The organism is Sulfurimonas sp. HSL-1716 (genome assembly GCF_039645975.1).
Taxonomy (GTDB): Bacteria; Campylobacterota; Campylobacteria; order Campylobacterales; family Sulfurimonadaceae; genus Hydrocurvibacter; species Hydrocurvibacter sulfurireducens.
This window is the reverse complement of the sequence record NZ_CP147918.1, coordinates 1,478,683-1,500,012: the sequence shown is the minus strand read 5'-3', so window position 1 is coordinate 1,500,012 and position 21,330 is coordinate 1,478,683. Positions and strand designations below refer to the sequence as shown.

The 21,330-nt window shown below is 43.7% G+C and carries 23 protein-coding genes; 17 read left to right on the top strand and 6 right to left on the bottom strand.

From position 1 onward, the window contains the following. Positions 1-20: 20 nt before the first annotated feature. Positions 21-911, bottom strand: a complete 891-nt coding sequence (locus tag WCY03_RS07580) for a HAMP domain-containing sensor histidine kinase (RefSeq protein ID WP_345991707.1) — start codon at positions 909-911, stop codon at positions 21-23. A gap of 115 nt (positions 912-1,026) precedes the next feature. Then, on the bottom strand, positions 1,027-1,509 hold the full coding sequence (locus WCY03_RS07575; RefSeq protein WP_345991706.1) for an Hsp20/alpha crystallin family protein: 483 nt from the start codon (positions 1,507-1,509) through the stop codon (positions 1,027-1,029). Positions 1,510-1,677: 168 nt separating this feature from the next. On the opposite strand from WCY03_RS07575, the gene WCY03_RS07570 reads away from it, so the two are divergent. From WCY03_RS07570 to WCY03_RS07515, 12 genes are all read left to right on the top strand, one after another. Next, positions 1,678-2,943, top strand: a complete 1,266-nt coding sequence (locus WCY03_RS07570; protein WP_345991704.1) for an O-acetylhomoserine aminocarboxypropyltransferase/cysteine synthase family protein — start codon at positions 1,678-1,680, stop codon at positions 2,941-2,943. 163 nt (positions 2,944-3,106) lie between these two features. Beyond that, the gene (locus tag WCY03_RS07565; protein WP_345991702.1) at positions 3,107-3,346 is read left to right on the top strand and encodes a DUF2798 domain-containing protein; all 240 of its coding nucleotides are present in this window, start codon (positions 3,107-3,109) and stop codon (positions 3,344-3,346) included. Next, positions 3,336-3,785 (top strand): MarR family transcriptional regulator, encoded by a 450-nt coding sequence (locus WCY03_RS07560; RefSeq protein ID WP_345991701.1) that lies wholly within the window; start codon positions 3,336-3,338, stop codon positions 3,783-3,785. The genes WCY03_RS07565 and WCY03_RS07560 overlap by 11 nt, the downstream gene beginning before the upstream one ends. A gap of 92 nt (positions 3,786-3,877) precedes the next feature. Next, positions 3,878-4,336 (top strand): MarR family winged helix-turn-helix transcriptional regulator, encoded by a 459-nt coding sequence (locus WCY03_RS07555; protein ID WP_345991699.1) that lies wholly within the window; start codon positions 3,878-3,880, stop codon positions 4,334-4,336. Then, positions 4,333-5,463 carry an efflux RND transporter periplasmic adaptor subunit gene (locus tag WCY03_RS07550; protein ID WP_345991696.1) on the top strand — a complete coding sequence of 377 codons (1,131 nt, stop codon included), beginning with the start codon at positions 4,333-4,335 and terminating at the stop codon, positions 5,461-5,463. The genes WCY03_RS07555 and WCY03_RS07550 overlap by 4 nt, the downstream gene beginning before the upstream one ends. Before the next feature lie 8 nt (positions 5,464-5,471). Then, positions 5,472-8,600 (top strand): multidrug efflux RND transporter permease subunit, encoded by a 3,129-nt coding sequence (locus WCY03_RS07545; RefSeq protein WP_345991694.1) that lies wholly within the window; start codon positions 5,472-5,474, stop codon positions 8,598-8,600. Next, on the top strand, positions 8,590-10,014 hold the full coding sequence (locus tag WCY03_RS07540; protein ID WP_345991692.1) for an efflux transporter outer membrane subunit: 1,425 nt from the start codon (positions 8,590-8,592) through the stop codon (positions 10,012-10,014). Before WCY03_RS07545 ends, WCY03_RS07540 begins: the two co-directional genes overlap by 11 nt. A gap of 2 nt (positions 10,015-10,016) precedes the next feature. Continuing rightward, positions 10,017-10,565, top strand: coding sequence for an HPP family protein (locus WCY03_RS07535; RefSeq protein WP_345991690.1), 549 nt, complete (start codon positions 10,017-10,019; stop codon positions 10,563-10,565). 72 nt (positions 10,566-10,637) lie between these two features. Further along, positions 10,638-11,750: a homoserine O-acetyltransferase gene (locus tag WCY03_RS07530; protein WP_345991688.1), complete on the top strand. Its 1,113-nt coding sequence runs from the start codon at positions 10,638-10,640 to the stop codon at positions 11,748-11,750. Further along, positions 11,737-11,925 (top strand): exodeoxyribonuclease VII small subunit, encoded by a 189-nt coding sequence (gene xseB, locus WCY03_RS07525; RefSeq protein WP_345991687.1) that lies wholly within the window; start codon positions 11,737-11,739, stop codon positions 11,923-11,925. Before WCY03_RS07530 ends, xseB begins: the two co-directional genes overlap by 14 nt. Next, positions 11,922-12,710 carry a carbon-nitrogen hydrolase family protein gene (locus tag WCY03_RS07520; RefSeq protein WP_345991686.1) on the top strand — a complete coding sequence of 263 codons (789 nt, stop codon included), beginning with the start codon at positions 11,922-11,924 and terminating at the stop codon, positions 12,708-12,710. The genes xseB and WCY03_RS07520 overlap by 4 nt, the downstream gene beginning before the upstream one ends. A gap of 86 nt (positions 12,711-12,796) precedes the next feature. Next, positions 12,797-13,468 (top strand): ThiF family adenylyltransferase, encoded by a 672-nt coding sequence (locus tag WCY03_RS07515; RefSeq protein WP_345991684.1) that lies wholly within the window; start codon positions 12,797-12,799, stop codon positions 13,466-13,468. Positions 13,469-13,548: 80 nt separating this feature from the next. Here the strand turns inward: WCY03_RS07515 and WCY03_RS07510 are convergent, their stop codons facing one another. The 4 genes from WCY03_RS07510 to WCY03_RS07495 form a co-directional block, all read right to left on the bottom strand. Beyond that, a complete protein-coding gene (locus WCY03_RS07510; protein WP_345991682.1) occupies positions 13,549-13,962 on the bottom strand; it encodes a c-type cytochrome in 414 nt (137 codons plus the stop codon). A 56-nt stretch (positions 13,963-14,018) separates the two neighbouring features. Beyond that, positions 14,019-14,837 carry a hypothetical protein gene (locus tag WCY03_RS07505; RefSeq protein WP_345991680.1) on the bottom strand — a complete coding sequence of 273 codons (819 nt, stop codon included), beginning with the start codon at positions 14,835-14,837 and terminating at the stop codon, positions 14,019-14,021. A gap of 13 nt (positions 14,838-14,850) precedes the next feature. Further along, entirely contained in the window at positions 14,851-15,249 is a 399-nt protein-coding gene (locus tag WCY03_RS07500) for a hypothetical protein (protein WP_345991678.1), read from the bottom strand. 61 nt (positions 15,250-15,310) lie between these two features. Further along, positions 15,311-15,712, bottom strand: a complete 402-nt coding sequence (locus WCY03_RS07495; protein ID WP_345991677.1) for a hypothetical protein — start codon at positions 15,710-15,712, stop codon at positions 15,311-15,313. Positions 15,713-15,836: 124 nt separating this feature from the next. On the opposite strand from WCY03_RS07495, the gene WCY03_RS07490 reads away from it, so the two are divergent. From WCY03_RS07490 to WCY03_RS07470, 5 genes are read left to right on the top strand one after another with little or no spacing between them, the layout of a single operon-like run. After that, a complete protein-coding gene (locus WCY03_RS07490) occupies positions 15,837-16,973 on the top strand; it encodes a succinyldiaminopimelate transaminase (protein ID WP_345994073.1) in 1,137 nt (378 codons plus the stop codon). Then, positions 16,970-17,467 (top strand): hypothetical protein, encoded by a 498-nt coding sequence (locus tag WCY03_RS07485; protein WP_345991675.1) that lies wholly within the window; start codon positions 16,970-16,972, stop codon positions 17,465-17,467. Before WCY03_RS07490 ends, WCY03_RS07485 begins: the two co-directional genes overlap by 4 nt. After that, positions 17,468-18,778: a UDP-N-acetylmuramate--L-alanine ligase gene (gene murC, locus WCY03_RS07480; RefSeq protein WP_345991674.1), complete on the top strand. Its 1,311-nt coding sequence runs from the start codon at positions 17,468-17,470 to the stop codon at positions 18,776-18,778. After that, entirely contained in the window at positions 18,779-19,108 is a 330-nt protein-coding gene (locus WCY03_RS07475) for a hypothetical protein (RefSeq protein WP_345991672.1), read from the top strand. Further along, positions 19,099-21,321: an endonuclease MutS2 gene (locus WCY03_RS07470; protein ID WP_345991670.1), complete on the top strand. Its 2,223-nt coding sequence runs from the start codon at positions 19,099-19,101 to the stop codon at positions 21,319-21,321. Before WCY03_RS07475 ends, WCY03_RS07470 begins: the two co-directional genes overlap by 10 nt. The last annotated feature ends 9 nt before the right edge of the window (positions 21,322-21,330 follow it).

Here is a 21,330-nt window from a genome sequence, read left to right as displayed (position 1 = left end):
AAACTCCTTTGAAACAAGATCTATTGTTTATGAAAGTCGAGTGAGAACCTTGCTCCGTTCTCATGATTTTGTACGCTTATGTCGGCATTGTGCTTTTGCATGATAAGCTGACTCATATACAGCCCGATTCCCGAACCTCCAAAAGCTTTTTTTGTCGTCACGTAGGGATGAAATATCTTATCGAGCATCAGCTCGTCGATGCCGCCTGCGTTGTCGTCTATGAGCAGAGACACAGTGGAATCCTTTTGTTTTACGGATATGTTAATACGGCAGCCGCTTATATTTCTCAGCTTGAAAGCATCTTTTGCGTTATTTAATATGTTGATGATCACATGCTGGATCTCTTTGCCGTTACCTTTGATGAAAAGTTCGTCGGATTTTTTAAACGAGAGTTCTATGCCGTTTAGATCGAACTCCTCTTTGAGTAGATTCAAAGATTTCTTTACCGTTTTGTTGAGTTCAAATGTTACCTCTTCATTGAGCGGGTTCAAAAAATTTCTGAACTCGTTTAGCGTTGAATCCATATAATCTTTTTGCTTGTCTATCGATTCTAAAAGTTCGATAAAATAGTCTTTGTTTATTTTGTCCTCTCTGATCTCATATTTCAAAGTATCTACATACATGGAGATCAGCGTGATCGGCTGTACCCATTGATGTGCAACTGCGTCCATCATCTCTCCCATAGTCACAAATCTGGTCTTCTCAAGCATCAAAAGCTCATGTTCCAGTCGTTTTTTTATCTCCTGCTGCACTTTTTTTTCCAGTACACCTTTGTAATCTTCTAGTTTGTTGTAAGCGGTTTCGAGTTCTTTATATGATTTTTTCAGTTTTGTGTCGTCTGTTTTCAGGTCGAGTCGTTTAAACTTTTTTTTGAACTGTTTAAACACGGATTTGAATGCGGTATTTTTCAAAATGTTGCACCGATTTTTGATTTTTAAGATTATATTTTTAGTTTGTTACATATCAATTACAATGAAGAAAAAAAGGATTTGCAGGGTTTATCCCCGTGGGGGAGGGGGATAAAGTCTATGTTTTCGGGATGTCTATCGTCAAGACGCCGTTTTTATAGTCGGTTTTCAGCTTTGAAGTATCTGCATTTTTTGGAAGGGAAAAGCTTCTGTATACAGAGCCTGTATAACGTTCTCTTTCATAAAAATGTTCATCTTTCTTTTGGGTGTCCATGTCGTTTTTGGCTTTGATATTGATGATTCCGTCTTTTGCTTTTACGTCTATGTTTGATTTTTCAAATCCCGGAAGGTCCATCTTGATGACATATTTTTTGCCGTCGTCTTTAAAGTCGCTTTTTGCGGATATTTTCATTTGGCTGAAAAACTTGTCATCGCTGAAATACTTCTGATGAAAGTTTACAAACATACTGTCCATATCCTTTTGCAGTTTTACAAAATCATTGTAAAAAGGATCGTTCATAGGTTTTTGTTCTTGCGCGTTTGCACTTACTAAAAGCCCACCTAGAATTGCCGCTATCAAAGTCGAGTGAATAACTTTCATAGTGTTACCTCCTGTTTGCGTTTTAATATTTCGTACAACCAAATTTTAATACTCTTTTCTAACTGAACGGTGAACGAGGTAACACTTTAAAGTTACTAAGGATTGGCAATGTTCTTATCTGTTTTTTGATAAAATAGGAAAAATTTATAAATCACGAGGTTTCTTCCTATGAAACAACAAACACAAGCTCTCCATGCAGGATACGACAAAGACTCTCAAAGCACTATGGCGGTACCTATCTATCAAACCACTGCTTATGAGTTTCGCGATTCTAAACATGCAGCTGATCTTTTTGCACTTAAAGAGCTGGGAAATATCTACACGCGTCTGAACAACCCGACCACCGATGTCTTTGAAAAGCGTTTTGCTGCGCTTGAAGGCGGAGAAGCCGCACTTGCGACATCCAGCGGTATGAGCGCTATTTTTTACGCCATCGCAAACTGTGCCGAAGCGGGAGACAATATCGTCTGTGCCTCGCAGCTTTACGGAGGGACACTGACGCAGACCGCTCATACGCTCAAACGCTTTGGTATCGAGGCAAGATTTTTTAATGTCCATAATCCCGAGGAGGTACATAAACTTGTAGATGAGAAGACAAAAGTGATATTTTTCGAAACTCTTACAAATCCGAGTATCGACGTAGCGGATATTTCTGCAATCACAAAGATCGCCGACGGCTACAATATTATCACGGTCGTAGACAATACGGTGGCCACGCCTGTTCTCTGCCGTCCTTTAGAGCGCGGAGCGGATGTGGTCGTTCACAGCGCAAGCAAATATACGACGGGGCAGGGACTTGCGATAGGCGGAATCTTGGTAGAGAGAAAAGGACTTTTGCAAAAGATAAAAGCAAACCCGAGATATGCTCACTTTAACGAGCCTGATCACTCTTATCATGGTCTCGTTTATGTCGATGTGCCTCTGCCGCTCTTCACGCTTCGTGCAAGGCTCAGCCTGCTTCGTGATCTGGGTGCGGTAGTCTCTCCTTTTAACTCATGGCTCTTTATTCAAGGGATCGAGCATCTTTCGCTTCGTATGAGAGAACACTCGAAAAACGCCCAGATGCTTGCAGAGTTTTTGGAGGCGCATCCAAAGGTCAAAAAAGTGAATTATCCGGGGCTGAAAAGCAATGCAAACTATGAGAACGCGATGAAATATTTCGACGGCGGTGCATGCAGCGGACTTTTAAGTTTTGAACTGGAGAGTTTTGATGCGGCGGTGAAAGTCGTGGATGCCACGAAACTCTACTCGCTTGTGGTAAATATAGGCGATTCAAAATCGATCATCACGCATCCCGCTTCAACGACCCATCAGCAGTTGAGCCCGGCGGAGCTTGACGCATGCGGCGTACCTGCGGGACTTATCCGTATCAGCTGCGGCCTTGAGGATATATCCGATCTTATCGAAGATATGAAACAGGCATTGGACGCTTAAGGGCTGTGGCGGCAGTTTTCCTCGCCGCCGTTTTAGCTTAAGATATACTTTTAAACGGAGCTTTAATAATCAAATAAAATTTATAGTTATGCGCATAATAGTTATTTATATAATATTAAGGAAAAGGGTTATATACTTTTCAAAATCATTTTAAAGGACTCTTATGATCTCCGTAAAACATCTTTTCTTTGTTCAGTCTTTTTTGGTTGCGTTTGTGATGACCTTTGTCATGTCTTTTGCTATTTCCGCTTTGAACCTTGGATTTGTTTCAGGATTCTTAAGTATTTGGCTTCATGCATGGATGGCGGCATTTATCATCGCTTTTCCTACGCTTATGATCATACTGCCTCCGATGAAGATGCTTGCTATGAAGATCGCTTCAAAGGCGCATGATGAGCAATGAGCGTTTAATGGGTTCTGCTCTAAAGATCGGACCGCTTATCGGGCGTGTAAAGCGCAAGATGCACAAAAGAATGAGTGATCTGCTAAAACCTTACGGCATCACTCCCGAGCAGAGGGCAATCTTGCTTACGCTTATTGAAAAAGGTCCGATGACGCAAGCTCAGCTTTGCGAGCTGACCTCGACAGAACCTTCCAATCTTTCTACGACGCTCAAAAGGCTGCTTCAAAAGGAATATATACTTAAAGTAGACCATCCTGAGGATCCCAGAGCGTATCTGATAAAAGCGAGTAAAAAAACAAAAGAAGCGGCACAGGAACTTGCGGCTCTGAGTGCTTTTATCGATGAAAGATTGATAAAAGGCATAGAACCAGAGATGTTCACGGCAGCTGTAAAAGTTCTTGAAACAATAGACAAAAATCTGGATGACTTGTCTTTATAAAAAATAAAAAGAATCCATGATTATTTTTTATTTTAAATTTCATTAAAGTTGCATATGCTACTATTTTAAAAATTTTATCTTCTGGAGCTTGCATGTCATATATGCTGAAAGATTCTATCGGTTATAGAATAAACCTTGTAGCTACAACGCTTAAAACAAATTTTACAAAGCTGTTAAGGCCTTCTTTCGGGATCGCGGCGGAGCAGTTTGCTACACTGAAAATAATAAGCGAAGACAATGAAGTAACGCAGACGCAAATAGCCGAACTGCTTGGAAAAGACAAAACGACCGTGGGCAGATCGATCGATTCGCTTTTAAAAAAAGGCCTGCTTGCAAGAGAAGATATAGAAAATGACAGAAGGGCGAACAGAATTTTTTTGACGCCCAAAGCAGAAAATATTTTGGGATCTGCGATACCGCTGGCACAGAAATTTAATGAAACGGTAAAAAGCAGATTGAGCAAAGAGGAGATAGAGACTTTTTTTAGAGTTCTCGATACGATTCTTGAAGAGAGTAAAAACATGAAGATAAAAAAAGGGGATATCAAATGAAACTGTTTAATAGAGATATGTTTAAAGCGGTGATCTTGAGCGGTATCGTGCTAGGAAGCACTTTATCGGCACAAGATGCTAAAGCGGCAGCGGCGATGCCTGCACCGAAGGTCGATGTCTATATCGTAAAAGAAGCACAGGATATGCCGGTTTCTTTAGAGTACCCCGCGCGCATCAGTTCCGTAAAAAACGTAACGGTAACGGCAAGAATCTCAGGCGTTTTAGAGGAAAAGCATTATACGGAGGGAGCAAGTATTCATAAAGGCGATCTGCTTTACAAGATAGAACCGGATGTCTATCAAGCGGCCGTAAACAGTGCCAAAGCGACGCTCGATCTGGAAAGCGCAAAGATGCAAAAAGCGAAAAAAGACTGGGAGCGTGCAGACGGGCTTTACAAAGACAAAGCGATAAGCGAACAGGATAAAGATACGGCGTATTTTGCTTATCAGACCGCAAAAGCCAGTGTCGATGTCGCAAAGGCGGAGCTTCAAAGAGTATCGGTAGACCTGAACTATACAGAGGTGAAAGCGACGATCGACGGTGTTGCCGGAATGAAGCTCGCAGATATCGGCGATTTTGTAAAAGAGGGAACATCGCTTGTAAAGATAACGCAGACGAACCCCGTCTATGCCGAGTTTTCTATTCCCGATATCAATGCTATAAAACAAAGATACGACCTTCAAAACGGAAGCTGGTCGAATATGCAGGGAGCAGGTTTGAAAGCTTCGCTCACAGTTGAGGGCAAGCCCTATAAAAAAGAGGGCAAAATAAACTTTATAGATACGAGCGTCGATGCTTCGACTTCGACCTTAAAAGCCCGCGCCGTTTTTGAAAATGCGGATGCACAGCTTTTGGCAGGGCAGTTCGTCAAGATCAAGATCATAGGCATAGTATCAAAACATGTCATCGCCGTCCCGCAAAAAGCGGTACTGCAAAACCCTCTGGGAACGGTCGTGTTCGTAGTCGCCGGCGGTAAGATAGCCGTAAAACCCGTAAAAGTACTCGATACCGTAGAACAGGATTTCGTAGTCGAGGGTGTCAAGGCGAACGACAAAGTCGTAGTGAATAATTTCTTTCGAATCAAACCGGGTGAGAACGTGGTTATAGATAAAACAATAAACAGATAGGCACAGCAATGTTTTCTAAATTTTTCATAAACAGACCGATATTTTCAGCAGTATTGTCCATTGTGGTCATAATCATCGGTTTTATCTCTATCAAATCACTCCCTGTACAGGCCTATCCGAGTGTCGTTCCCGTTCAGATAAACGTTCAGGCGACATATCCGGGAGCGGATGCACAGACCTTGTCCAAAACGGTTGCCGCACCGCTTGAAGAAGCCATAAACGGTGTTGATAACATGATCTATATGACATCGACCGCGTCGCCGAGCGGGACCATCTCCATCAGCGTGCTCTTTAAGATCGGTACGGATCCAGATCAGGCAAATGTCGACGTAAACAACCGTGTTCAGCTGGCAATAAGCAAGCTTCCTCAGGCCGTGCGCAATCAAGGGATAAGCGTACGTAAGCGTTCGCCGGATATGCTGAAAGTCTTGGCATTCACCTCCAAGAATCAAAAACATGATACGATCTATATCTCCAACTATGTTCTTATCAACGTGCTTGACGATATCAAGCGTATCCGCGGAGTCGGAGATGCTCACATTTTCGGTAACCAGGATTACTCTATGCGTGTCTGGCTTAATCCGGACAGACTTGCAAACTATAATCTGACCGTAACGGACGTGGTCAATGCGATTCATAGCCAGAACAATCAATATTCGGCAGGTCAGTTAGGACAAGAACCAGTTGCAAAACATCCTGTATATACCTATACAATCCGCGCTCAAAGCAGGCTAAAAGATGTAGAAGAATTTTCAAATATAAGACTCAAATCAAACAGCGACGGTTCGGCTCTCAGACTCAAAGATGTCGCACGAATCGAACTCGGCTCGGAGTCATACTATTTTAATGCAACGTACAATAAAGAGCCTATGATCCCCGTAGGTATCTTCCTTTCGCCGGGTGCGAACGCCTTAGAGGTTTCTGCGGCTCTTGACAAAACCATAGCGGAGCTGTCTAAAACTTTTCCTTCGGACATAAAAGTAAGCGTTCCGTATGATCCGACAGAATTTGTCAGGCAGTCGATAGAGGAGGTTGTGCTTACCTTGGGTCTGTCGATCCTGCTGGTCGTGGGCATTATCTACCTGTTTTTGGGAAATATCAGAGCTACGATCATTCCTGTACTTGCCATTCCCGTATCGATCATCGGTACGTTTGCAGGATTTTATGCCGCCGGTTTTTCCATAAATCTGCTGACGCTTTTCGGGCTTACGCTTGCCATCGGGCTTGTCGTCGACGATGCCATCGTCGTTATAGAGAACGTGGAGCGTATCCTGCGGGATAATAAAGATATCAGTGTCAAAGAAGCGACCATAAAAGCGATGAGCGAGATCACGGGACCTGTTGTTGCTATCGTTTTGGTGCTTTCTGCGGTTTTCATTCCCGCATCGTTCATGGGTGGATTCAGCGGTAAACTTTACCAACAATTCGCCATTACGATCGTTATGTCCGTCAGTATTTCAGGACTTGTCGCATTGACACTTACTCCATCGTTATGTGCGCTGTTTTTAAGACATGAAGAACCGACGCCGTTTTGGCCTATACGTAAATTTCATCAGATGTTCGACTATGCTACATCAAGCTTTACCAACGGCGTCAAACGGGTGATAAAACTCGGGATTATCAATCTGCTTTTGTTTGCTGCGATGATAGGCGCTGCGTATATGCTGATGCTGAGGCTTCCAAGCGGCCTGGTCCCGGGTGAAGATCAGGGTGTCATCATGGTCATTCAAAATATGATGCCTGGTGCTTCTTTGGAAAGAACTGAGGCTGTCACCAACGAAGTGAGCAATGAGCTTTTAAAAAGCAAAAACGTTACCAAAGCCGCGGGACTCAGCGGACTTGACGTGACGACGTTTGCGTACAAGACGGATGCCGCGATCTCGTTCGTGCATCTGTCCGATTGGAGCAAACGCCGCTCGCCTGAGCTTTCGGCTTCGGCCATAGCGCATCAATATATGGGCAAGTTCTCCCAGAACAAAGAAGCGTTCCTGTTTGCCGTTACTCCGCCTCCTATTCGCGGGATGAGTACGACAGGCGGGTTTGAGATGTACATACAAGACCGTACGGGTTCGGATCTGGAAAAACTTAACGGTTACGTCCAAAAGATCGTACAAAAGGCAAGCGAGCGCCCTGAACTGATGGCAGTACGTACGACGTTAAATACGAACGTACCGCAGTATATGATAAAAGTGGATGAAGCGAAGGCAAAAGCCTTGGGTGTGACGATAGCAGATATCTTTACGACTCTGCAGGCTACTTTCGGATACACATACGTCAACGATTTCAATCTTTTCGGACGTACCTATCATGTCAACTTGCAGGCAGATTCCCAATATCGCGAAGGATTGAACAGTTATGACAATGTTTTTGTAAAGTCGAATAATGGAAGTCTGATCCCTATCAGTTCTATAGTCGACATAAAACGTATCGTCGGCTCAAGCGTCATACAGCGTTTTAACATGTTCGATGCCGCAAAGATATCGGGACAGCCAAAACCGGGATACAGTTCCGGAGATGCGCTAAAAGCGATCGAAGAAGTTTCCAAATCGATCCTTCCCGAAGGGTACACTATCAGCTGGGCTGGAACGTCGTATCAGGAGAAAAAACTGCAGCAAAGCGGTAACGTGGCGTTTGTTTATGCTATTGTGTTCGTATTTTTGATCCTTGCTGCGCTGTATGAGAGCTGGAGCATCCCTTTTGCCGTCATCTTGGCGGTACCGTTTGCATTTTTCGGCGCGGTTTTGGGACTTTGGCTGCGCGGAATGGAAAGCGATATCTATTTTCAGGTAGGTCTCATCACGCTTGTCGGTCTTTCGGCAAAAAATGCGATCCTTATGGTCGAGTTCGCTATGCAGAGATTAAAGCAGGGATATCCGCTGCTTGAAGCGACGATAGAGGGAGCAAAGATACGTTTTAGGCCTATCGTCATGACATCGTTTGCTTTCATCATGGGGTCTTTGCCTCTTGCTTTGAGTATCGGTGCGGGTGCGAACAGCCGTCATATCATCGGTACGACGGTTGTGGGAGGTATGATCGCACTTACCATGATAGGTATCTATTTCGTACCGCTTTTTTATTATCTGATCATGAGGTTCAAGATGAAATATTTTAACAAAGGAGAAGCAGATGCGCATTAAGACATTAACGGTATGCACGGCAGCGGCACTGCTTTTTGCAGGCTGTTCGCTGGCACCTGAAATGAAGACTCCCAAGGTCGAACTGCCTTCGTCGTTTGATAAAAACGGTGATAAAAACGTAACGATCGATGTCGCTTGGTGGAAAAACTTTAACGATGAAAACCTGAACGTTTTGATTGGAGAAGCTTTAAAGAACAACGATGATCTGAAACTTGCCGTCGCCAACGTTCAAAAGGCCCGTGCACAGTACGGGCTCAGCGAAGCGGAGATGTATCCGCAGCTGGATATGGATGCTTCGGCTTCACGTGAGAAAAAAAGTATCAATACTTATACGGGCACTAAAAACGGTTCATATAATAACTACGGTGTTTCGGCTTCGGTCGCTTACGAGATCGATTTCTGGGGCAGGGCGCAGAACCAAAAAAACGCGGATCTTTCACTGCTTCTTGCCAGCGATGCCGATAAAGAAGCGCTGCGTATCTCTGTCGTGGTCGATGTCGCTACGTACTATTTCAATCTGATCTCAGTCAACGAGCGTTTAAGTATCGCAAAGAAAAGCCTGATGAGCTATGAAGAGAGTCTGCAGTATAAGCAGATGCAGCTAAAACATGGAGTCGTCGACGAACTGGTCGTCGCACAGGCAGAGGCGCAGGTCTCGGCTGCAGATACTCTTGTGCAGACGATCGAATCGGAAAAAATAAAGATACAAAGCGCTTTGGCACTGCTTTTAGGGCGTACGCCAAAAGAGATATTTGAAAAGATGCTGATCGCTTCAAAAACGCTTCCTTCAGCAATTGAGATTCCAGCGGGTATCCCTGCAAAGATATTGGAGAACCGTCCGGATATAAAGGCGGCGGAAGAAACCCTAAGAGCAAAAACGGCATTTATCGGCGTAGCCAAAGCGGCGTATTTCCCAAGCATCAGCCTGACGGGCAGTTACGGATACCAAAGCCAAAATCTTGATAATCTCGTAAGCGGCAACTCCTCCGTATGGGGGATCGGTCCGAGCCTCAATATTCCGCTTTTTGATTTTGGAAGGATCAAAGCAGCCGTACAAGCGAGCAAAGCCGATCAAAAAGCCGCGCTGATATCTTATGATAAAGCGGTAAAAACTGCGTATAAAGAGGTATATGATTCTTTGGGAAGCATCCGTATATCCAAACTCAAAAGCGCTTCGGCAGACCGGGAGATAGAAGCGTACGACAAGGCGTATATGCTGGCAAGTAAAAAATTCGAGCGCGGAACGGCCAGTTATCTTGACGTGCTGCTTGCCCAAGAGGGGCTTTTAAATGCAAAACTTTCGGGTGTAGATGCCTATACCCAGCTTTTAATAGACGAGGTAACACTTTACAAATCGCTCGGCGGCGGATGGAGTCGTCATTATGACAGTAATGTAACACAAGCCGACAAATAAAGATGAAGACCTTTTTCAAAAAGATGAGAGGCGGAGAAAAATCTCCGCCCAGAAAACCTTTCAGTAAGATCGCATGGTCCTGGCTTGGTGCCTTTATGGGGATATATCTTGTCTCGATTCTGAGCCGTCTGACACATTTCAACCTGCTTAACAGCATGTTCTTGGTCGGATCTTTCGGAGCATCCGCCGTACTTATCTACGGCGTTCCTCAAGCCGATCTTTCGCAGCCGCGCAATCTGGTAGGAGGGCATGTGATATCTGCTTTTATCGGGGTGACGATATATAGGTATCTCTCCTTGGATGTAGCTGTTTTGGGGGCGCTTGCGGTCTCTTTGTCCATCGTTGCGATGCATTTTGCGCGTATGCTGCATCCGCCGGGAGGCGCTACGGCATTGATCGCAGTAACGGGAAGCGCGCAGGTTCACAGTACGGGGTATCTGTTTGTGCTCTCCCCTATCGCTACGGGAGCCTTTATTTTACTCACCGTCGCTCTTTTTGTAAACAATCTTTCCGGCAATCCGAAAAGGCATTATCCGAGATACTGGATATAAAAAGACAAAATTGAATTTGCATTAAGTCATTTTCGCTAAAATAACATAATCATTTTGAAAAGAGCGTAGAAATTGTCGTTGAACCTGCAAACACATACCGAGCATTTTACCAATCCGCTTTACCTTGAAAGCGGGCGTATATTAGAGCCTTACGACATAACGTATGAGACATACGGGACTCTAAACGAAGATAAAAGCAATGTGGTCGTTATCTGTCATGCACTCACCGGTTCACACCATGCGGCCGGTATTTACGAAGGTGAGAACAAAGCGGGCTGGTGGGACGGTTTTATCGGTCCTGGCAAAGCGGTAGACACGAACAAATACTTTGTCATCTGCACGAACGTGATAGGCAGCTGTTTTGGTTCTACCGGTCCGATGTCAAATATGTACCCCCATCAAGAGCCGTACCGTTACAAATTTCCTGTTGTTTCCATAAAGGATATGATCAAAGCCCAGCGCATACTTTTCGATAGGCTTGATATCCACTCCGTAGAAGCTATCATAGGCGGTTCTATGGGCGGTATGCAGGCGCTGCAGTTTGCCATCAATTTTCCAAACTTCGCAAAAAAAGTGATCTCGATGGCGGCGACGTACGCGACTCAGCCATGGGCGATAGCTTTTAACAAAGTAGCGGGAGAAGCGATACTCAAAGACCCGAACTTCAAAAACGGGTATTACGATCCGCAAGAGATAAAAGAAAATGGACTCAGCGGTATGGCTATCGGCAGGATGGCGGGACATATCAGTTTCTTGTCGCATCACTCCATGGCCGAGAAGTTTGGCCGTGAATACAAGAGAAACGACGGCCTTTTTGAGCTTTTCGGGAAGTTTCAGGTCGAATCGTATCTGGAGTATAACGGGAATAATTTTACAAAATGGTTCGATCCGCTTGCATATCTTTATATAACAAAAGCGATAAATATCTACGATCTGGCACGCGGATACGATTCATTGGAAGATGCACTTAAGAACATCTGTTCTGAGCTTCATCTTATAGGCTTTAAAAGCGATATGCTGTTCTTGAGCGACGAGATGAAGCATATTGGCGATACTTTAAAAAGTATTGGAAACAGCAATCACCGTTATTTCGAAGTCGACAGCGATTACGGTCATGATGCTTTTCTTGTCGAGTTGAACAGATTTGATTACTACGTAAAAGAGGTGCTAGATGGCAAAGAATGATTTTGAGACAAAGCTTCAAAACTCAAAAAAGATACTTGAGACTCTGATGGATCCTGAAGTAACGCTGGAGAACAGCATAAAAGCTTACGAAGAGGGGATGAAAGAGCTTCAAGATGCCCAAAAGATGCTCGAAGACGCCCAGTTGAAAATCCAAGAGATAAAAAGCTCAAAATGACGGCCGCCGTTTTACAGCTTCCCTCCATCGGAATGAGCTCGACAAAACTTTACCACTACATCCGCATAGCGAATAAAAAGGGTGTTAAAGTGCTTGTCATGGGAGAGTATCTCCTAAACTCTTTTTTCAAAGAGCTGCAGAGTATGTCTACTGCGATGATACAAGAGCAGTCACAGCATCAGATAAAGATACTTAAAGAGCTTTCCGCTACATACTCCATGACCATCATAGCCCCGCTTGTAATCGTAAAGAAGAAACAGCCCTATAAATGTATAGTCAAGTTTTCGCCGACATCCGCGTCATACTATTACCAGCAGATCCTTATCAACTATCCTCACTGGAACGAAGCGAAGTTTTTTGCCAATGAAACCACTTTCTTAAAATCGCCGATGGTCTTTAGCGTCGATGGTTTTAGATTCGCGGTCATGAGCGGCTTTGAGATGCATGCGGACAAACTCTGGCATTTTGCTTCACAAAAGAACGTCGATGCGGTAATCGTTCCGAGCGTTTCGACGTTTGAATCTTCCCAAAGATGGAAAGAACTCGCCCGTATGCGTGCATTTACCCATAACTGCTACGTGCTCCGTGCAAACAGGATAGGCGAGTATAAAGACAAAGATCATACATGGAGATTTTACGGGGATTCGTTTTTAATCGATCCTAACGGAGACGTTATCAACGAACTCGGCAACAGCGAAGAGCTGATGATAGTGGAGATGAGTCATGCAGAAGCGGTGGAAGCCAGACGTGCATGGGGATTTCGGGATATAAATACGAAGTATTGATCCATTCCTGATGATTTGACTCATATTTGTTCGTGTATGAGCGCATTAGTGATAAAATAGACAATTCATATATAAGGAGATTTGAAATGATGCACTATTTTCATCGTCAAGTCCAGCTGTGGGGAGAAGAGACCCAGCGCTCGCTGCAAGATAAAAAGATAGCCGTCATAGGCTGCGGCGGGCTTGGATCGTCCCTTGCTTTTGCTTTGGGTTCCAGCGGAATCGGCGAGATACATCTGGTTGATTTCGATGAAGTGAGCACCCATAACATCCACCGTCAAATAGCTTTTAAAGTGGGAGACGAAGGTAAGAACAAAGCCGCAGTGAACGCAAAGATCATTCAAGAGAGATCTCCTTATGTAAAAGTGGTTGCCCATGAGTGTGATTTTAACGGATTTAAAGAGAAGAAGATAAAAGTCGACCTTATTATCGATGCGACGGACAACCTTCCAGTGCGCGGCGAGATAAACCTTTACGCAAAAAGTGTGAATACTCCCTGGATCTATGGAAGCGTGGAAGCTTTTAACGGGCAGGTATGTTTTTTTGACAAAGCCTCTTTTAACGATGTGTTCAAGATAACGCAAAAGACGCCTGCGGGCATAGCCGCTCCCATAGTGATGCATATAGCCTCTCTTCAGGCAAATCTGGCTTTGCGTTTTTTAGCGGGTTTGAGCGTGAAGAAAGATTTTTTATATTATCTTTTTTTCAATCAAGAGGGAGAATTCGTCACTCAAAAGTTTTCACTTCCGACAGCCTAACACTTCCGATGCGAAGCATCAAACTTCAGTGGCATAGCGCCCAGCGTAGATAAAGGGGCTTAGCTCCTTTATCGTTCTAATCATAATGAATGGATGTAGACAGCGACTTTTTTGATCTCTTCATCAGATAACCCTTTGGCCTGTGCCGACATGATATTTTTCATCTTCGCACCGTATGTACCGTTTTTGTATCCGTGCAGAGCTTCTTCGATTTTTGAGACATCCCAGCCTTTGATGATCTGTGATGAGCCGAGAGCTTTCTTTTCGGCGCTGTTTCCATGGCAGCCTTTGCACTTGCTGAAAATCGTTTCGCCGTTCATCTCTGCTTTTGCATTTTCCTGAGCAGGTTTCGTATCGGGTTTTTCCTCTTCGACCTGTGTAACGGCCTGTTCTATGGAAGTAGAGTTTACACTCATCTTTTCGTTAGCGGTTTTATCTGAATTGTTGCAAGCCGTAAAAAACAGTGATATGATCAAGGGTAATATATATTTCATCATCTTCCTTCTTTTTGATACAAAATTATAAGTGGAAAATGGTTAAAAAATAATTATCAACTTTTATTTCTTATTAGCCGCAGGATAGTTTCAGTTTCGATTCTACCCGTTAGGGCATATTTCATGCAAAGTACGAATATCCAGATATACAAAAGCGGGAGGAGAATACTGCTGAGCACAAAGATGGCGCTTAGGGTTATGATCTGTCTGGAAGCATCGTCAATAATCGATTTTAATGTCTGGAGTTTCTGTCGTACGTCAAAGATCTGGCCGAGATCCTGCGCGTTTGTCTGCTGCAAAGCGAACTCTTTGTCCAGCTGTCGATCTGTTTTTGTAAGGACAACAGAGGCGTTGTTATAGTCATTTTCAAGCAAAGAGGTGTATACGAACTGGTTGAGATAGATAAAAAGGATGGTCGCAAACCGAAAGATGAACATGACGATAAATATTCTCACCGAGATATTTACCCATCTGCGGTCTTGAAAGTTCTTTATCCACAAAAGCATCATTAAAAAAACAGAACTGAAGATAAATGCTAGCTGAACAAAGAGCTTCGTGCCGATGAGAAGAAAGAATTTTTGAACGCCGATAGATATCGTGGCTGCAAGCATAAGCCAGGAGAAGCGTTCGATCAGATCGTTTAAGGGATCGAGTATCTCTCCGATACTTATATTGACGCCCATACCCATAGGCGAAAAAGAAAACTCTGTGCCTTGAAAGACGGAGATAACGGCATTGAGCGCTTTGGCGATCCCAAAAGCGGCCAGTGACCGCTGAAAAGAAAGGTCATGCAAAGCCAATGCGGCAGAGTCTATATAAGTCGAGATATTTATTAATGAGAGAAAAACGATAATGATCGTTAAAAATATCTTCATCTCTTCTCTAAAATCACTTTTTCTTTCTGAAAAGGTGATATTTTTCCTTCTCCAGCATATCTTCGATATAACCTTTTACGCATTTCGTACAATCGGTCCAGATACCAGAAGGAAGCCTGACCTCAAGTTTTTTCTTTTCCCTGAGCTTGATGATCTTCTTGGTAGAGAGGACTTTTTTCGTAGGAGTGAAGTCCACATCGGTAAGATCGATATCTTTTTTATAAAATATAGTCTGTTTTTTGAAGTTTCCCCAGCCCGGAATGCCGTCTTCGGTATAGGGGACTTCATATCCGTTTTTAAAAGAGACCATCATCTTGTAGTGGCTGTTTTCAAATACCTCTATGACCTTTCCTTTACCAAATACCAGTCCGTAAAGTTTGTCGCCTTTTTTTACATCGTCAAAATAAGCCATGTTTTTCCTTTTTTTTAAAATTATAATAGAGAAATATTACAAAAAATTACAATAAGCCGTATTAATGGATAGGGTTTTTTATAGAATCTTTCAGATATTTCAGATAAGAGATGAAAATCGCGCTTAAGAGGAGTACGGCGATCACTTCGTAACCGATCGCCCAGACTATAAAGAAGGCACCTATGTCAAGGACAAAAAAGTTCGTTACGCTGCCGTGTGCTATGAATATGAACAAGAACAAAGCGCCTACGAGGTAAGGTAAAGATATGAAATAAAGAAAAAGCATTAATCCTTCCCACCCTTCGGGAGAAAGTATGTAGTCGTTAAGGTCCACTTTCTGCGAACCGAAACTCTCTTTTTTTATTTTTCTGGCATCCTTCATCCGCTCTAGATATTTTTGCGTATCGCTTGATTCAGAGCTGAACAACACATCGTCACCGAGCTGGTCTTTATTCTTTGGCATCTGATTTCACTTTTAATATCTTATTTGAAAACATTATAGCACAAAATTTAGTTTGAACTACCTAATATAACTGTTCTAATATTATGTTAAAATTGCGCATCTGTTTTAAAGGTAAGAAATATTGATAGACTTTGAACCGTATCCGTTTGAAAAATTAAATACATTATTAAAAGATATAACTCCATCGAAAAATTATGAAGCCCTTACACTGACCATAGGAGAGCCCCAGTTCGAAACGCCTGCGTTCATACAAAAAACGCTTTGCGAAAACTCCTCTCAGCTAAAAAAATATCCAAAAACAAGCGGTGAGGACTATCTTGTAAAGAGTATGACCGGTTTCGTGCAAAAAAGGTTCGGTGTTTCTCTGCAAGAGAGCGAGATAATACCTACTTTCGGCACAAGAGAGGTGTTGTTTAACTTCCCTCAATTCCTGCTGTTCGGCAAAGAAAAGCCCGTAATGGCGTATACGAATCCATTCTATCAGATATACGAAGGTGCGGCTATCGCTTCTCAAGCCGAAGTGATCCACATCAACCTTGAAGAAAAAAACGCGTTCAAACCCGTTATAGACGAACAGAGCCTGAAAAAATGCGATCTCGTGATCTTGAACTTTCCAAATAATCCCACGGCATCCGTACTTACTCTCGATGAACTTGCAGAGTGGGTCAAGCTGGCACAAAAATATGACTTTGTCCTGCTAAACGACGAGTGTTACAGCGAGATATATACGAACAAGTCCGTACCTTCGCTCTTAGAAGCTTCCATTTATGCAAAAAACGAGAGTTTTAAAAACGTGCTGGTGATAAACTCGATCTCAAAACGCTCATCCGCACCGGGGCTGCGCAGCGGGTTTATCGCCGGTGATCAAGAGATATTAAAAGAGTACATGAAATACAGAACGTATGTAGGCTGTGCATCTCCGCTGCCTCTTCAAAGTGCGGCTGCTGCGGCTTGGAGCGATGAAGCGCACGTGGCGGTATCAAGAGATATATATAAAAGAAACTTCGAACTCGCACAGGAGATACTTGGATGCGAGATCTCGGATGCGACCTTTTATGTCTGGCTGAAGGTCGATGATGCTTTAGACTTTACATGCAGGCTTTATGAGGAGTATAATGTAAAAGTACTTCCCGGAGAGTTTTTGGGGCGCAGTGATAAAAACGGCATCAATCCTGGAGAAGGGTATATCCGCATAGCGCTTGTCGAAAGTGAAGATCGGACGAAAGAAGCATTAAAACGCATAAAGGAGTGTTTATCATGAGAGATCTGAAAAAAGAGGTCTTAAAGGCTCAAGAAAGCGGTGATATAGCAAAACTTTACGTGCTTGAACAGCGTGCGCAGGATGAACTTGGTGAAGATGAACTGATGCGCTACTACTCCAATATTTTGGAGCTTGCACTTGAGCGTTTGACGGATGTTTTGGAGAAAAAAGTGAGAATGGATATGAACGACGTTCAGGATTTTGCAACGCTTCGGGCTTTGTATGAATACGCCGTCGAACATTACAGTGCAGGCGGTCTGCATGACGCGTCCGCGCTTTTTGAAGTTTTAAGCGGGCTCAGTCATGATAAAGCGTTTTCAGATGCGATGAAGATCCATCAAAAAGCTGCAGATGCAAAGATGAGTTTGGATGATTTCATAAATCAAATAGCTGATATCGAAGCGACTCAATCTGCCGGTACTTTTTATGTCAGCGTTTTTACAAATGAGGCACAAAAATTGCTAAGTGATTCAAAAAAATCGGCGGAGAAGTAAATGAAGATCCATTTTATCGGAATCGGCGGAATCGGAATATCGGGACTGGCGCAGTATATGCACTATAAAGGACATACTGTCAGCGGTTCGGATATCAAAGATACCATCATCACTAAAAAATTAAGAACACTCGGCATAGATGTAAATATTCCGCATTCGGGCGATGCCATTACGAACCAGGATCTAGTCGTCCATTCTGCAATCATCCGTCCCGATAATCCGGAGATCGAAGCGGCCGTGGAAAAAGGGATACGCGTCCTTGCCCGCCGTGAAGCACTTTTAGAGATACTTGACGACAGAAAGGTATATTCGGTCGCGGCTGCTCACGGAAAAAGTACGACGACCGCGATCCTTACCGCCATAATGAAAGGTTCGGCGATCATCGGAGCCGAGGCAAAAGAGTTCGGCTCGAACGTGAGATACGACAAAGAAACAGATGTGATGCTCTTTGAAGCGGACGAAAGCGACGGCAGTTTTATCAATTCGAACCCTTACTGTGCGATCGTTATCAACACAGAACCGGAACATATGGAGTATTACGACTATAATTACGAGCTTTTTTATGAGTCGTACCGCAGGTTCATCACCTCTGCAAAACACAGAGTCATAAATGCCGAAGACCCGTTTTTGGCGACATTGACAGATATCGAAGCGGTACGTCTGTATCCGAGCATGGATATAAAAAATATCGAGTATGTTCTTATCAACGACGAGCCTCACACGAGATTCGAGCTCAAAGATATGGGATATTTCGACGTCTGGGGATTTGGAGAACATATTGCTCTTGATGCGTCGCTGGCTATCCTGGCGGCGTCAGAGGAGATGGATATAGAAGATATCCGTAAAAACATACTGAATTTCAAGGGTATCAAAAAGCGCTTTGACATCATAAATATTCAGCAAAACAGCATTATGATCGACGATTACGGACATCATCCCACAGAGATCCGTGCAACGCTGCAGTCTGTAAAAGAGTATGCGAGACTTAAAGGTTTCGACAAGATAACCGCTATCTGGCAGCCGCATAAATACTCAAGAACCATCGATAACCTCGATGAGTTCATCAAATGTTTCGACGGTGCGCAGGAACTTATCATTCTTCCTGTCTGGGCAGCAGGCGAAACCGCAAGAGAGATAGATTTTGCAGACAAGTTCAGCCGTTACAACCTCACCATGGCCGACAATATAAAAAGAGAAAACGACAAGATCGACCTTATAAAAGATGAGCATATCTTCAAAACACTCGATAACGGACTTATAATCGGTTTTGGCGCGGGAGATATCACATACCAGTTAAGAGGAATAATTTAAGTGGGATATATTTACGGTTTAATTGTTCTGGGGTTGTTATTTACCCTTTTAAACTACTTTACTGAACTGAACAATAAACAGAAGTTTGCCGTATCTTCACTCTTTGGGCTTTTCGTCCTGTTGGCGTATCTGTATAATACTTCTACGCAAAATGAGCAGGAAAAGATACTAAAGACGGTAAGAGATTTTCAAAACGGCAAGACCCTTGTCTGCAACGGCAAAGATATAAACTCCACGTTCTACACGCTAAGTGTAGGCACATACACATTTATAGGGAAAGAAAATACACCGTATTACAGTGATATGGTCAGTGCTTCTACATGTCGATAAACAGCAACAACCATTTTGACAAACTGACTGCTCAATTAGATCTTTTGACTCATATAGCATCACTGCAGAGCTTTTTTTCAAGAGAACAGTCTTTATATATAGAGGGTGACCAAGAGAGGCATTTCGGTTTTATAAAAGAGCTTGAAAAACTTGTCTTTAAAGCTCCTGCGAAGATAGCGAGTTTTAAGCCGTTCATCATGCATCTTAAAAAGCAGGGAGTCTTGCGCTTTGAGCAGATATTTGAGGTCGTCAAGCTTATCCGCTATATCAGGTATTTTAAAAATCTGGAGCCACGCGGGATCATAGGCGAGTGGATAGACAAAGTCGTCATTCCCGAGAACTTTATAGAGATAGAAAAGTATTTTGACGAGAGCGGAAACTTCAACGAACATCTCGACGAGACGCTTTACGGACTCAATCAAAGGGTAAAGGCGCATAAAAGCGAGATAAGTTCCATACTCAAAAGGCTGCTTCACGGTTCAAAGCTGGGCTCCTATCTCATTGACACGCAGGTGCATTACCTGAATGACGAAGAGTGTCTGCTCCTTCGCGGCGGATTTAATCATGTTATTAAAGGCAGCGTCGTAGGGCGCAGTACGGCAGGGTATTTTTATGTCTCCCCCGATGCCATCATCAAAGAGAAACAGGCGATACGCTATATCGATCAGGAGCGAGAGGCGCTCTTTTACGAGTATGCTAAACAGTTCTCATCCAAACTTTTCGAATCGGTGCTTTTTCTAGGTTTTATAGATAAAGAGTTCGACAGATTCGATCACTATCAGGCGCGTATACAGTTTGCCAGAAGCAAAGACCTCGTCATCTTGCATGCACAGAAAAACTCCGATATCGTGATAGCCGACTTCAAACATCCCGCACTCGAACATGCAAAAAGCGTGAGTGTGGATTTTACGAAGAACGTGTTGATGATAACGGGGGTCAATGCCGGAGGAAAGACGATGTTTTTAAAATCCATCCTCAGCAGTGCGCTTATGGCAAAGTATCTCATACCGATGAGCATCAACGAGAACCGCTCCAAGATCGGAACGTTCAAACACATAGAAGCCATCATTGACGATCCGCAGAACGTAAAGAACGACATCTCCACTTTTGCGGGGCGTATGAAAGAGTTCGCACACCTCTTTACGCATCGCGAGACACTTGTGGGGGTCGATGAGATAGAACTCGGGACCGACAGCGACGAGGCTGCGGCGCTCTTTAACGTCATACTTGACGAGCTTGTGAAAAAAGGACAGAAGATAGTCATCACGACTCACCATAAACGTCTTGCCTCGCTTATGGCGGATCGTGAGGACGTAGAGCTTTTAGCCGCGCTTTACGATGAAGAGAGACGTCTGCCGACTTATGAGTTCTTGCATGGTGTCATCGGCAAAAGCTATGCTTTTGAAACGGCGAGCAGATACGGCATAGCATCGAATATCGTCACAAAAGCAAGAGAAGTCTACGGGCTCAACCATGAAAAGCTAAGCGAACTGATAGAACGCGGTTCGACGCTTGAACGCGAGCTGAAAAACAAGCACAGACAGGTAGACGAAAAACTCGACGAACTTCAGAAAAAAGAGCTGCGTCTCAAAGAGCTGGAAGAATCGCTGTACAATGAACTCAAATCCCAAAAACAAAAACTCAAAGCCCAGTTCGACGAAGCGATAGACGCAGCAAAAAAAGCGGCGAACGCGACCGATACAGCAGCGATACACAGAGCCATGAACAAAGCGGCAAAAGCCCTGCCAAAAGAGGAGATAAAACCGCCTAAAAAACAGAGTTACAACTTTAGTGCGGGAGATGTTATAAAATACAGAGGCAAAAGAGGCACCGTCGTCTCCATCAAAGCCAAAGAGGCGATGATAGAGGTCGAGGGGATGCGTCTTCGCGTCAAGACCTATGATCTCAAACCTTCCGGAAACGAGACGGTCAAAAAGGTCAAAAGCGACCTGCAGTTAAACGTTCAGAGAAAAAGCGGTCTGAAATGCGATCTTCACGGGATGCGCAGCGACGAAGCCTTGGAAGTTCTGGACAAGTTTATCTCCGACGCGCTGATACAGGGCTGGGATGAAGTGATAGTCTACCATGGCATAGGTACGGGCAAACTCTCCTATGCAGTCAAAAACTATTTAAAAGAGCATCCTAAAGTCAAAAAATTTGAAGATGCACCGCAGCATATGGGCGGATACGGTGCAAAATTAGTCTATCTCTAGGAGGGTCGC